6 protein-coding genes are annotated in these 13,840 nt (G+C 58.8%); 4 read left to right on the top strand and 2 right to left on the bottom strand.

The features are described 5' to 3' along the window. Positions 1 to 14 precede the first annotated feature (14 nt). Positions 15 to 4,964, bottom strand: a complete 4,950-nt coding sequence (locus tag ACUNV4_RS06585) for an OmpA family protein (protein ID WP_430877710.1) — start codon at positions 4,962 to 4,964, stop codon at positions 15 to 17. Between the two features lie 295 nt (positions 4,965 to 5,259). On the opposite strand from ACUNV4_RS06585, the gene mtaB reads away from it, so the two are divergent. The 4 genes from mtaB (at position 5,260) to lpdA (ending at position 13,103) form a co-directional block, all read left to right on the top strand. Then, a complete protein-coding gene (mtaB, locus tag ACUNV4_RS06580; protein ID WP_430877709.1) occupies positions 5,260 to 6,573 on the top strand; it encodes a tRNA (N(6)-L-threonylcarbamoyladenosine(37)-C(2))-methylthiotransferase MtaB in 1,314 nt (437 codons plus the stop codon). 394 nt (positions 6,574 to 6,967) lie between these two features. Continuing rightward, positions 6,968 to 9,652 (top strand): pyruvate dehydrogenase (acetyl-transferring), homodimeric type, encoded by a 2,685-nt coding sequence (gene aceE, locus ACUNV4_RS06575; protein ID WP_430877708.1) that lies wholly within the window; start codon positions 6,968 to 6,970, stop codon positions 9,650 to 9,652. 11 nt (positions 9,653 to 9,663) lie between these two features. Further along, on the top strand, positions 9,664 to 11,094 hold the full coding sequence (locus tag ACUNV4_RS06570) for a 2-oxo acid dehydrogenase subunit E2 (protein WP_430877707.1): 1,431 nt from the start codon (positions 9,664 to 9,666) through the stop codon (positions 11,092 to 11,094). Positions 11,095 to 11,216: 122 nt separating this feature from the next. Next, complete coding sequence (gene lpdA / locus ACUNV4_RS06565; protein ID WP_430877706.1) at positions 11,217 to 13,103, top strand: dihydrolipoyl dehydrogenase; 1,887 nt, start codon at positions 11,217 to 11,219, stop codon at positions 13,101 to 13,103. 143 nt (positions 13,104 to 13,246) lie between these two features. Here the strand turns inward: lpdA and ACUNV4_RS06560 are convergent, their stop codons facing one another. Then, positions 13,247 to 13,690, bottom strand: coding sequence for a DUF3461 family protein (locus tag ACUNV4_RS06560; protein ID WP_430877705.1), 444 nt, complete (start codon positions 13,688 to 13,690; stop codon positions 13,247 to 13,249). Between the last annotated feature and the right edge of the window lie 150 nt (positions 13,691 to 13,840).

Genomic DNA, 13,840 nt, shown 5'->3' with positions numbered 1-13,840 from the left:
ATCCGTGTCGGTACTCAAGGTTGAACAACCAGCTCCACTCGACGATTCAGCGCTCGACCTTCCCGGGTGTTGTTGGGCGCGACAGGTCGCTGTGAACCATAGCCGGTGGCTGACAGCCGCTCGGCCTCGACCCCGGCTTGTGACTCCAGAAAGTTCACGGTATTGGCAGCCCGTGCAACTGACAGTTCCCAGTTGCTCGGGAAGTAGGCCAACAGCTCACCGGTAACCGGAATGCTATCGGTGTGACCTTCCACGACGATATCGTTGTCGAGATCTTCCAGCGCTGCGGCTACCTTGGTCATCAGGGTACGACCCGCGGCACTCAGGCGAGCTCTGCCGGACAGAAACAGGGCACCGCTGGGCAGATTGACTTCAATGCCATTGTCATCTCGTACTCTGACCGTGACGCCTTCCACCTCATTGGCAGTCAGTCTCGCCTCGATGGTGTCACGCAATGATTGGGCGCTCTGCTGCTCGCTCTGTGTCACGCCTTGCAGGTCGGCCAGTTTCGCAGCCAGGTTTTCAGCCAGAGACAATTGCTCTGCCGCGCCGCGATTGCTCTCCGCCAGTTGCTCACGCAGGTCGGCAGAGGCTGTTTCCGCATCGGCCAATCGTGCTTCCAGATCTTCCTTGGCAGCACTCAACTCGCTCAACTGGGTATCCAGCCCTTCTCTGGTTGTCTGCAGATCGGCCAGCGTCGCCTCGATTCCTGCCTTCTCTTCGCTGAGACTGCCCTGTTGCGTTTCCAGCTCGGACACTCTGGCCTGCAGTCCACTGACATCAGACTCCAGAGATGCTCGTGCCTCAAGCGCTGCCTGCAACTGGCCCTCGAGATCGGCCTTTTCGACTTCCAGCGTCGCAATCTGCTGGCTCAGGGCGCCGGTGTCCGACTCGAGTGTGGAGCGCAGAGTCTGAACCTGCAAACCGGTATCACCCAGCTCTGACTGAGCATTGGCCAACTCTGTTTCGAGACTCTCACGCTGAGCACTGGCTTCGGCCAGCTGTGACTCGAGCCCCTCTCGTTGTGCGTTTGCTTCTGCCAGCTGCGACTCCAGACCTTCTCGTTGGGTACCTGCCTCACCCAACTGCGTTTCCAGGCCTTCGCGTTGAGCATTGGCCTCGGCCAATTGCGACTCGAGCCCTTCTCGTTGCGCATTTGCCTCGGCCAGCTGTGACTCCAGACCTTCACGTTGGGTACCTGCCTCGCTCAACTGAGTTTCAAGGTTTTCACGTTGAGCATTGGCCTCGGCCAGTTGCGTCTCGAGATCACTGATCTGTGCGCTGGCAGTATCCAGCTGCGCCTGCAGATCATTGATCCGAGCTTCGGCGTCAGTCAACTGCTGCTCCAGTGCCGCCTTCTCTTCGGTTGCACTATCCAGTGATTGCTGTACCTCTGCCATGGCAGTGGATGTGGCAGCTGAGGCTTCATTGGCCGCAGCCAGTTCTGCTTCCAGGCTTTCCACTTGCGCCTGTACCGAAGTCAGCTCGCTCTGCAGACTCTCGATGGTGCCGGCATCGCTGTCTCGCGTTTCGTTGGCAACAGACAACTGCGCTTCCAGATCTCCCACCAGTGCACCCAGTTCGACAACTTCGCTCTCCAGTCCATCACGATTGCTGGTGAGTTCTGCCAGTTGTGCCTGCAGCCCCTCGACTTCTGCCTGAACGGCGCCGCTGGCGTCAGCCGCCTCGCTCGCTTCGGACGTTGCACTCTCCAGTTGCGCCTGCAGAACGGTTCTTTCCGTACTCAGGGAAGCCAGCTGTCCGTCCATCTCTGCCTTGTCTTCCTCGAGCGAGAGAACTTTCTCGGTCAGTACCGCATTGCCGTTTTCCAGATCGACAAGCTGCTGGTTGAGGGCTGCCTGTTCGGTTTCCAGGATGTTGAGTTGCTCCATCGCAGCATCACGCTCTGCCCGCAGCGTATCTACCCGGTCCTTGACCAGACCGTTGGCATCCTGCAGGTTTTCATAGCTTGCCAGCAACTCTTCGTTCTTCGCCGTGAGTTCTGCATTGGCAGTCTCGAGTTCCTCGCGCGCGGCTGTCAGCGACTCCACCTCTTCGCTGGTCTGGCCAGCACTGGCATCGAACAGGCCCTGGATCTCGCTGACGCGAGCTTCCAGTGCCGCTTTCTCGGATTGCAGTTCTGACAGGGCAGCACTGTCGACGTTGGCAGTGCTGGCATCCATCAGCTGACTTTCCAGTATCGTCACCTGGGTGGCCATTCTTGCCCGTTCGACATCCAGATCACTGGCACGAGCTCGCAATTCGGCAATCGCCGGCTTTTGCAGGTCGATGGTCGAATGCAGCTCGGCAATCTCTGCATCCTTGCCGGCAATGGCCTCTTCGAGTGATGCGCTGCGGGTACGCAATTCGGTCAATGCAGCTTCCTGCTCGGCAACCGTTGCCTGCAGTTCATCGATCCGCCCCTGGCGGGCGGCCAACTCTTCTTCCAGTGAACTGCTTCGACTCCGCAACTCGCTGATCACAGGGACCTGCAAGTCGATGGTGGACTGCAGCTCTTCGGCTTCAGAGCGTCGCGCAGCCAGCTCGTTCTCCAGAGCCTCACTGCGACTGCGCAATTCCGCGATGGCAGGAACCTGCAGGTCGATGGTGGACTGCAATTCGCCGATCTCGGACTGGCGTGCGGCCAGTTCGTCTTCCAGGGAGGCACTACGCTGACGCAGCTCCGCGATAACCGGTACCTGAAGATCGATCGTGGCCTGCAGTTCCTCTGCAGCCGCCTGGGCAGCCACCAATTCTTCGTTCTGCTCTCCGCTGACATCCTCGAGTTGAGCCTGCAGGGAATTGACGTTCATGGCCATCTGGGCACGCTGCTCGTCCAGGGCAGAACTGCGAGAGCGCAATTCAGCCAGTGCCGGCTTCTGCAAATCGATGGTGGCCTGCAGTTCGGCCAGTTGTGCCTCGTAGGCAATCTGCTCTTCCTCGGCGACAGCTCTGGCTGCGGCGAGCTCTTCCTCCAGTGCACTGTTGCGCTCGCGCAATTCGGCAATCACCGGCTTCTGTACATCGACGGTCGCCTGCAATTCGCCCACTTCGGCTTCCAGCGCAATCAAGGATTCGGCGGCTGTTGTCTGTTCGGCTTCCAGGCTGGCCTGCGCGGTGACCAGTGCCTCCTTGTCCGCTTGCAGCGCCGTCATCGCAGCCTGCATGCTGTCACGCTCGCTGGCCAGGGAGTCACGCTCGCCACGAAGTGCATCGACACTCGATTGAAGCTCTGCGACCTGATTTTCCAGGCTCTGCTCCTGTTCACTGACAGTGGCCTGCAAACTCTGGATTTCTGCGGTTCGGGTTTCGATTTCCGACTGACTTTGCGTGCGGACCTGCTCCAGCTCGTTCTGCAAACCACCCAGAGCGACCTGAAGCTCTCCCTTCTCGCTGCGCAGGGCCTGCCCCTGGGCAGTCAGATCCTCGACTTCAAGCTGCAAGGCCTGTTTCTGTGCTTCCAGCTCACCGATTTCGACATTGAGTGCCACGACCTCGGAATCGAACTGTCCCTGCAGTACCTGATAGCTCTCCTGTGAGGCTTCCAGCTCGGCGTCCAGATTACCGGATGACGAGAGCAGCGACTGCACCCGGTAATTGAGTTCGCCCACATTGGACTCACGCTCGGCGATGGCAGCTTGTGCCGTTTGAAAACGTTGCTCCAGCGCGGCGTACTCCTCTTGCAGATCACTCAACTGCGCCACCTTGTGATCGATCTCGGCCTGCAGATCACTTTCGCTGGCAGCCAGGTTCGCCTGAACAACCGACAACTCCTCGGTACGTGCACCCAGTTCCTGCTCTGCCGCGCTCAATGATTCACGCGCATCGGCCAATTGTGTTTCCGTATCCGACAATGCCGTCTGCGTTTCGCTCAGCGTGGATTCGGTCTGCGCAAGGCGGTCCTGCGTCACACTCAGTTCACCCTCGACACCGGCGAGATGACCCTGCAGGTTTTGCATGTCGACCTCGAGAGCAGCCTTGCGGGCCTCGAGATCACCGATTTCCGCGTTCAGCTCTGCAACGTCGGTATCGTAGACAGACAGCAGCGAGTTGTAGCTGGCCTCGGCATTGCGCAATTCGTTGCCGGAAAAGCTGGCCGCGGATTGCAGGGATTGCAGCTCTGACTGGGCAAAGCCGAGAATGGCTTCCTGCTCACCCACGGATGCCTGCTGCTGCAGGATCCGGACTTCCTGGTCGCGGATCAACGCCACCTGTTCTTCGATCTGCCCTTCGCGCTCGGCTATCTTCTGGTGCAGCGAGGCGATTTCCTCGTTGAGTTCGACCAGTCTGGCGTCACTGTCGGACGCATCCTGACCGGACGCCTCGAGCTGAGTCTGCAGGCTTGCGATGCGTTCGTTCAGTTCTGCTACCTGCGCGTCACGGACTTCGACCTGCTGCCCCGATTCCTCGATCAGAGTCTGGAGACGGGCAACTTCGTCATTCAGCTCACTGATCTGCCTGTCACGACCGTCCAGAGCATCGCTCGAGGCTGCCAGCTCGCTGCGCAGATCGACGATTCGTGAGTCGGCTTCGAGATCGATGGCGGCGACAACGCTTTCCAACTGGATGGCGGCCGCCTGACGCTCGGCATCGAGCTCGCTCATGCGCGCCTGGGCGGTCTCCAGCTCAGCGGTCAGCGCGGCGACCTGCTCTTCCAGCTCGCTCTTCGACTGCCCGGCATCAGCCAGCAATCCCTGTGTTTCATCGCGTTCGGCTCCCAATGTCTGCAACTGCTCGCGCAAACCGGCCAGTTCGCTCTCTCCACTGGCAATGGCCTCCTTCAGGGCGCTCTGTTCGTTTTCCAGATCCGCAATGGTCTGCTCGGCGCTTTCCAGCTCCGCACCACGCTCGTCGAGCAGCGCAGTGACCTGGTCGCGTTCCAATTGCGTGCTCTTGAGATCATGCACCGTATTGGAGCGCGACACCCATGCTGCCACCAACGCGATCAACGCCAGGGCTGCCAAGACGAATTTCAATTGATATGAAGACCTGCTGGGGGCTTTCTCAAACTCTCTGAACATGAAGTCGTTTCCGGTGACAGGGGTCAAACAGCATATGTGCCAAGCGCAGCAGACATCCTAGCGAAAACAGGTTGTCGCCACAATCTTGTCACGCAGTAAATCACGTATTTCGATATGTCTTTAAGTAAACTATACATTCCACCACAGACAGTGATTGCAAAGCATTACAGTGAGCGCCAGAGGCAATCACCGTAATCCTCGATCCTCATCACTGCCGAACGAATCGAGGCCCTCATACGTGCGTATTCATCTCAGTGCTCTCGGCTGCCGCCTGAACGAAGCGGAGCTGGAACAATGGGCCACGGCCTTCACCGGTGCCGGCGATCAGATCGCCAATGATCCTTCCGAAGCCGATGTCATGGTGCTCAACACCTGCGCGGTGACACGTGAGGCCGTGCGCAAGTCGCGGCAGAAGCTGCAGCGACTGCAACGTGCCAATCCGCGTGCGAAGCTGGTGGTCAGCGGCTGCTACAGCGAACTGGAGCCGGACAGTGCACTGGCCGAACTGGGGGTCGACCTGATCATCCCCAACACCCGCAAGGACGAACTGGTGCCGCTGACCCGTCGCGCCTTCACCGAAGTGGCGATGCCGCAAGCCGCCACGCTGCCTGCCAATGCTGCCTTGTTCACTCGCAATCGTCATCGGGCCTTCATCAAGATCCAGGATGGTTGCCGGTATCGTTGTACCTTCTGCATCGTGACCGTGGCGCGCGGTGCCGAACGCAGCCGTACCATCGACGATATCGTCGAAGAGGTTCGACAACTGCAGCAGGAAGACGTCAGAGAAGTCGTACTCACCGGGGTTCATGTCGGCGGTTACGGCTCCGATCTTGATACCGATCTGGAACACCTTGTTCAGGCTCTGCTCGACGATACCGATATTCCCCGCATTCGCTTCGCGTCGGTAGAACCATGGGATCTCTCACCGGGATTCCTGACACTGTTCGACAATGCCCGTGTGCAACCCCATATGCACCTGCCCCTGCAAAGCGGATCCGATACCGTGCTGCGACGCATGGCAAGGCGCTGCAAGACTGCAGACTTCAATGCGCTGACCAGTGAATTGCGCAAGGCTGTGCCCAACTTCAACATCACGACGGATATCATCGCCGGATTTCCGGGTGAGACCGAGCAGGAGTGGCAGGACTCACTCGACTTCATTGCCACTCAGGGCTTCGGACATATCCATGCCTTTACCTATTCCGAGCGTGACGGTACTCGGGCTGCCGGATTACCCGACTCGGTCCCCATGGAGATTCGTCAGCACCGCAGCCGTCAGTTGCACGAGCTGGGCGAACGCCTGAAGAGCGAGCAGCTGCAACGTTCGGTCGGTACGGTTGCCGAGGTACTCTGGGAGCGCGGTCGGGAATCTGTCGATGAGCACGGCCAGACGCTCTGGACCCATCAGGGCTATACACCCAACTATCAGCGGGTCAGAGTCAGCAGTGCGGAGAATCTCGCCAACTGCATATTACCGGTACAACTGACCGGCGTGGAAAACGGCAAACTGATCGGTACCCTGCAGGAATCCCCGGCTATCGCTGTCGGATGAAGAACACGTAACCGATTCCCGAAAATTTTTTTCCCGCCGAAAGCGCATCTTTCTGCTGCAGACCGGCAGCGAAAATGCCATCGCAATAGTCGTCTGCAGAGCACTCGCCTGCTGCGACGCAAGAATGCCCATGGTCAAGTCCGCGTGCTACTGCTGGCGTGGTGGCCTATGCCTCTGCCAGCGTAAGCCGCGCTGATACCGCTTCACGCCGGCTGGGTAATGCCGCACTGCGCCACGATCGGGACTGGCCGTGCAGGGCAATTCGAGACGAGGGAGAAAGCGCTGGCAAATGGCGCAGCATCAGCGTTGTGCCGGTTCGAGCGCCTGCCAGCCGTGGATTGAAACGCGTACTATAAGCCACTGCGAAGACAACCACGGGACACCAGACGCATACATGACCACCAACCCGATGCTTGACGCTGACGAAATCGAAACGCAGGAATGGCTGGATGCGCTCGACGCCGTCATTGAACACGAAGGACCCGAGCGCGCCCACTATCTGCTGGAAAGGCTCATCGACAAGGCTCGACGCTCGGGTGCCAATCTTCCCTACGATGCCAGTACGGCCTACGTCAATACCATCCCGGTTCACCTGGAACAGAAGAGTCCCGGTGATCATGAACTGGAACATCGCCTGCGCTCCATGATTCGCTGGAATGCCACGGTCATGGTACTGCGCGCCCAGAGAAACGATTCCGGCCTCGGCGGACACTTGTCCAGCTTTGCCTCCGCTGCCACCTTGTATGACGTGGGCTTCAACCACTTCTTTCATGCACCCACCCCTGAACACGGCGGAGACGTCGTGATGATGCAGGGGCATTCGGCACCCGGCATCTATGCTCGCTCGTTTCTGGAGGGCCGCCTGACGGTCGAGGAACTGGACAATTTTCGCCGAGAGGTCGATGGCAATGGCCTGTCATCCTACCCCCATCCCTGGCTGATGCCCGAATACTGGCAATTCCCGACCGTGTCGATGGGCTGGTGTTCGCTGACGTCGATCTACCAGGCGCGTTTCATGAAATACCTGCACGACCGCAGCCTGGCACGCACCGACAATCGGCAGATCTGGGCATTCCTGGGCGATGGTGAAATGGACGAACCGGAATCACTGGGTGCCATCTCGCTGGCCGGTCGTGAAAAGCTCGACAACCTGAACTTCGTCATCAACTGCAATCTGCAACGGCTCGATGGACCGGTACGTGGCAACAGCAAGATCATTCAGGAGCTGGAAGGTGTCTTCCGAGGCGCCGGCTGGAATGTCATCAAGGTGATCTGGGGCTCGTACTGGGATCCCCTGTTTGCCAAGGACAAGTCCGGCAAGCTGATGCAACTGATGATGGAAACCGTCGATGGCGAGTATCAGAATTGCAAGGCCAAGGGCGGTGCCTACACCCGAGAACATTTCTTCGGCAAGTATCCCGAGACACGAGCCCTGGTCGCCAACCTCACCGATGAAGACATCTGGCGGCTCAATCGAGGGGGCCACGATCCGCACAAGCTGTTTGCCGCCTACAAGCAGGCGGTTGATCACAAGGGGCAACCGACTGTCATTCTGGCCAAGACGGTCAAGGGTTACGGTCTCGGTGAATCCGGCGAAGGTACCAATGCCACTCACCAGCAGAAGAAAATGGATCTGGAATCGCTGCTGAAGATGCGTGATCGGTTCGGCCTGACACTCACCGACGAACAGGTCAAGAACTACGAGTACATTCTGCCGGATCCGGAGAGTGCCGAAATCAAGTATCTGCAGGAGCGACGCAAGGCGCTTGGCGGCTACCTGCCCCAGCGCAAGAAGTTTGCCGAACCGCTGGAAGTGCCGCCTCTGGAAGCCTTCAAACCACTGCTGGAAGGTTCCGGCGATCGCGAAATCTCCACCACCATGGCTTTCGTGCGATTGTTGACCATCCTCACCCGAGACAAGAAGATCGGCAAGAATATCGTGCCCATCGTACCGGATGAGGCTCGCACCTTCGGCATGGACGGCATGTTCCGGCAACTGGGTATCTATTCATCCGTCGGCCAGCTGTACGAGCCGCAGGATCGGGACCAGATCATGTACTACAAGGAGGACAAGACCGGCCAGATACTCGAAGAAGGCATCACCGAGGCCGGTGCCATGGCCAGCTGGCTGGCTGCCGCCACGTCCTACTCCACGCATGGCGTGAACATGCTGCCGTTCTACATCTACTATTCGATGTTCGGCTTTCAGCGCATTGGTGATCTGGCCTGGCTGGCCGGTGACATGCGTGCCTGCGGTTTCATGATCGGTGGTACGGCAGGTCGCACCACACTCAATGGCGAAGGTCTGCAGCATGAGGACGGCCATTCACTGGTACTGGCCAACACCATCCCCAACTGCATCAGCTACGACCCCTGCTTCAGCTACGAGATGTCCGTGATCATTCATCACGGCATGACCCGCATGCTGACCAATCGGGAAAGCGTGTACTTCTACATCACGGCGATGAACGAGAACTACCTGCACCCTGCCATGCCCGAAGGTGCCGAAGAAGGCATCATCAAGGGCATCTATCAGCTACGCGCAATTGCTGATGGTGACGAGAAGAAGGCCGCGAAGTTCGACACTCACGTGCGATTGCTGGGAAGCGGCACCATTCTGCGCGAGGTCATGGCCGCCGCCGACATGCTGGAAAACGAATGGAATATCGGTGCCGAAGTCTACAGCGTCACCAGTTTCAACGAGCTGGCTCGCGACGGTCTGGAGGTGGAACGCTGGAACATGCTGCATCCGAACGACGACCCACGTGTCCCCTACATCACCCAGATACTGGGCACGGGTGATGCACCCGTGGTGAGTTCCACCGACTACATGAAGACACACTCCGATCAGGTGCGTGAGTTCGTACCCGCCACCTTCACGACATTGGGCACCGATGGTTTCGGCCGTTCCGATACACGCGAGAAGTTGCGTGAATTCTTCGAGGTCGACAAGCGCTATGTGACGATAGCGGCACTGCACTCACTGGCAATGGATGGCAAGCTGGACAAGGTCACCGTTGCCAAGGCGGTACAACAGTACGGTATCGATCCTGACAAACCCAATCCGGCAACTGCTTGAGGGAGGCGATCATGAGTGAATCAGACAACGTGAAAGACATCGTCATCCCCGATATCGGTGATTCGGAAAACGTCGAGATCATCGAGATCCTGGTGTCGCCTGGCGACCAGATCAGTGTGGATGATTCTCTGCTGACTCTGGAGAGCGACAAGGCGAGCATGGAAGTGCCTGCCACGGAGGCAGGTGTCATCGAGTCACTGAGCATCTCGGTCGGAGATACGGTCAACGCCGGTGATGTGATCGGCACGATGAGCACGATGGATGGCGGCAGCGCCGACGAAAAAGCGTCCTCATCCAAAGACTCATCGAAAGACTCATCGTCGGAAGGCTCGACAGACTCGTCAAGGGAATCGTCGGAAGATGACGCCGCACCCACGGCGGCAGACGACGCGCCTCGAGAGAGCGACTCCTCTGCATCCGCTGCCGAGGAGTCGAAGGCGGCGGCAAGCAAGGCTGCCGACAAGAGCAGCAGTACCTCCAGCTCTCCGACGGCACACATCAGTGATGACAGGATACGCAAGGCCCATGCAAGCCCCGGCGTCCGCCGTTATGCACGAGAGCATGGAGCAGATCTGTCGCTGATCAGCGGCACCGGCCCCAAGGGCCGAATCAGCAAGGATGATGTGCGCGCCTTCATCAAACAGGCGATGGAAGGCGTCAGTGCCAACTACGGCAGCCATGCCGGCGGTGTGGCTGGCAGTGGCGCCGGCATTCCTGCCATACCGGAAGTCGACTTCACCAAATTCGGCGATGTCGAGCGCGTCCCATTGGGCCGTATCAACAAGCTCAGTGCTGCCAACCTGCACCGGGCCTGGCTCAATCTGCCCATGGTGACGCATCACGAGCTGGCCGACGTCACGGAAATGGAGTCGTTCAGAAAGCAATTGAAGAACGAGGCCCGTGAAGGCGATCCCAAGGTGACCGGTCTGGCCTTTCACATGAAGGCACTGGTGAAAACCCTGCAGGCCTTTCCCCGCCTGAACAGCTCCCTGTCGGCCGATGGCGAAGCCCTGTTCTACAAGAACTATTACCACATCGGCATCGCCGTCGATACACCCAACGGCCTGGTAGTGCCGGTGTTCCGGGATGTCGACAAGAAGAGCATCAACCAGCTTGCCGAAGAGATGTCCGACGTCAGTTCCAGGGCCCGCAACAAGAAGCTCAAACCGGACGAAATGCAGGGTGCCAGCATGACCATCTCCAGTCTTGGAGGGATTGGCGGTACCTCTTTCACCCCCATCGTCAACCCGCCCGAGGTTGCCATTCTGGGTATAACCCGGGCCACCATGCAACCGGTCTGGAATGGCAGTGAATTCGTGCCTCGTCTCATGTGTCCGCTGGATCTTACCTATGATCACCGAGTCGTCGATGGTGCGGATGCGGCTCGCTTCATGGCGCACTATGTCCGCCAGATCAGCGATATACGCAGACTCACGCTCTAGTCCGGATTGTCACCAACAAACCGGGCTCGCAGATTGATGCCGTATCGGAAAACCCTTCACAGGCAGCTGCACCCGAAAGCACTCTGCACAGTGCAGCTGCCGGCCCCGGAGAACAAGATCCAATGAGTGAGCTGGAAACAGTCAAGATTCCCGACATCGGTGACGCAAGCGATGTCGAAGTCATCGAAGTCCTGGTATCCGTCGGCGATACCATTGCGAAGGAGGACTCGCTGATTACCGTCGAGAGCGACAAGGCGAGTATGGAAATACCATCGCCGGCGGCCGGCGTCATCACATCGCTGCTGGTCAATACCGGTGACAGAGTCTCGGAAGGCAGCGATATCCTGGTGATGGATGTTGCTGCCGCCGGAGGTTCAGGGAACAGCGACAACGCGACCGAATCGGACAAGACAGCCACCCCGAACGACGGCGGCACAGAGAACGATACATCACCCTCCCCGGATGCTGACAAGGCTTCCGGAGAAACAGAAACACGGGACACACCGACCGACAGCCAGCGCCCCTCTCCCGGCTCGGCAGACAGCAACAGCGTGGCTTCCGAGCAGGACAGGCAGGCGGCTGAAGAACACTACGAACTGGTCGTGCTGGGAGCGGGCCCCGGTGGCTATACAGCCGCCTTCCGGGCTGCCGATCTCGGCCTCAAGGTACTGTTGATAGAGCGTTATCCGGACCTGGGCGGCGTGTGCCTGAACGTAGGCTGCATTCCTTCCAAGGCACTGCTGCACACTGCCGCGATCATCCAGGAAACCCGTGGCATGGCCGCTCATGGGGTCACTTTTGCCGAACCGGAGATCGACATCGACAAGCTGCGGGCGTTCAAGGAGGATGTCATCGGCAAGTTGACGGGCGGGCTCGCAGGGTTGGCCAAACAGCGCAAGGTCAGCGTCATGCAGGGCTTCGGTCGCTTCCAGAGCAGTCACGTGATGGCCGTCAGCGCCTCGATGCCGGACAATGAGAACGACGAGTCACCGCGCCTCGTCAGTTTCGACAAGGCCATCATCGCCGCCGGTTCGCGCAGTATCCGTATCCCCGACTTTCCGTATGACGACGAGCGCCTGATGGACTCCACCGGCGCACTGCAGCTGGCCGATATTCCCAAGCGTCTGCTGGTCATCGGCGGCGGCATCATCGGCCTGGAAATGGGTTGTGTGTACGCCGGTCTGGGCAGCCAGGTGACCGTGGTGGAACTCTCGGACGGTCTGATGCCCGGTTGCGATCGAGATCTGGTACGACCATTGGAAAAGCGGCTGAAAAAGGACTTCGAGAATATCCTGGTCGGATCCCGGGTCACCGGCATGGAATCCGGCGAGGCAGGTCTGACGGTGAGCTTCGAAGGCGGCAAGGCTCCGGCCAGCGATACCTTCGACCGCGTCCTGCTGGCAGTCGGACGCAGTCCCAATGGCCATGCTGTGGATGCCGACAAGGCCGGAGTCAAGGTGGATGATCGTGGTTTCATCAAGGTGGACTCCCAGCAGAGAACCAACGTCGATCACATCTTTGCCATCGGCGACCTCGTCGGGCAACCGATGCTGGCGCACAAGGCCACCCACGAAGGCAAGGTCGCCGCCGAAGTGGCCGCAGGTCAGAAGAGTCATTTCGATGCCAGGACCATACCTTCAGTCGCCTATACCGACCCGGAAGTCTCCTGGATGGGATTGACCGAGACGACGGCCAAGGAGCAGGGAATCGCCTTCGAAAAAGGTGTCTTCCCCTGGGCCGCCAGTGGTCGTGCACTGAGCATGGCACGCAGTGAAGGTCTGACAAAGGTTCTTTACGATCCGGAGAGCAAGCGCATTCTGGGTGCCGGCATGGTGGGACCCAATGCGGGCGAACTGATCGCCGAGGCCGTGCTGGCCTTGGAGATGGGCGCGGACATCGAGGATATCGCACTCACCGTACACCCTCACCCGACCCTGTCGGAAACCTTCAATTTTGCAGCTGAAGTTGCTGAAGGCACCGTCACCGATATCTACGTGCCGAAGCGCTGATGGATCCGAGCCGGCAGCTGCCTGTCTGACAGGCAGCTGCCGCAAGCCGATGCAGCAGCAGACTCCGGCCGGCTCTGGACCAGACAGTCATCATCGAGGCGAATGTTCTCAGCGAGTATCCGCCCTCTGTTGCATGCGGCGTACTACAGAGCGTCGATGTGCTTGCGAATGCTTTCGAACTTGGCAGCGATGGCCGCAGCTTCTGCATCCGACGCCTTGACCATGCTCTCCAGCTCGTTGAGCTCGGTCAGTACATCGGCTGCCAGTTCCGTATTGCTCGACTTGGAAGAATCATGCTTGTTGATATCAACCAGCTTGTCGAGTTCAGCCACAGCCTTGAGCAGGAAAGGGGATATCTCGTAGCTGTGCTCCATGCGTGCAGTTCCGCCATCGGCGACAACCGTTTTCAGAGAACGACCAAACTTGTACTTTCGGCTGTAAGGCAGAAACGACCCCTTGGCCCGCTTGTAGATGATTCGCAGTACGTCCTTGTCCAGGCCATCCTGACGCAGGCTGTAGTGTGAAATTTCATGGAATCGAACAATGCCCATTTCGGCAAGAGTCGGATAACTGGCATTTTCTGACATTAAGATCTCCGTGGTACGTAGTTTGCAAGATGCTGCAGTAACGGCGCCTGTTGGCGTTGCATGGCGCGAATATGGTTGCAGACCCCTACCCTACAACATCTTTCAAGGGAACAAGTCCTGACACCTGTGTGACGCAATGACTTGCCGCAA

The organism is Granulosicoccus sp. 3-233 (assembly GCF_052681095.1).
The sequence above is the reverse complement of the archived record's forward strand: the minus strand, read 5'-3'. Positions and strand labels throughout refer to the sequence as shown.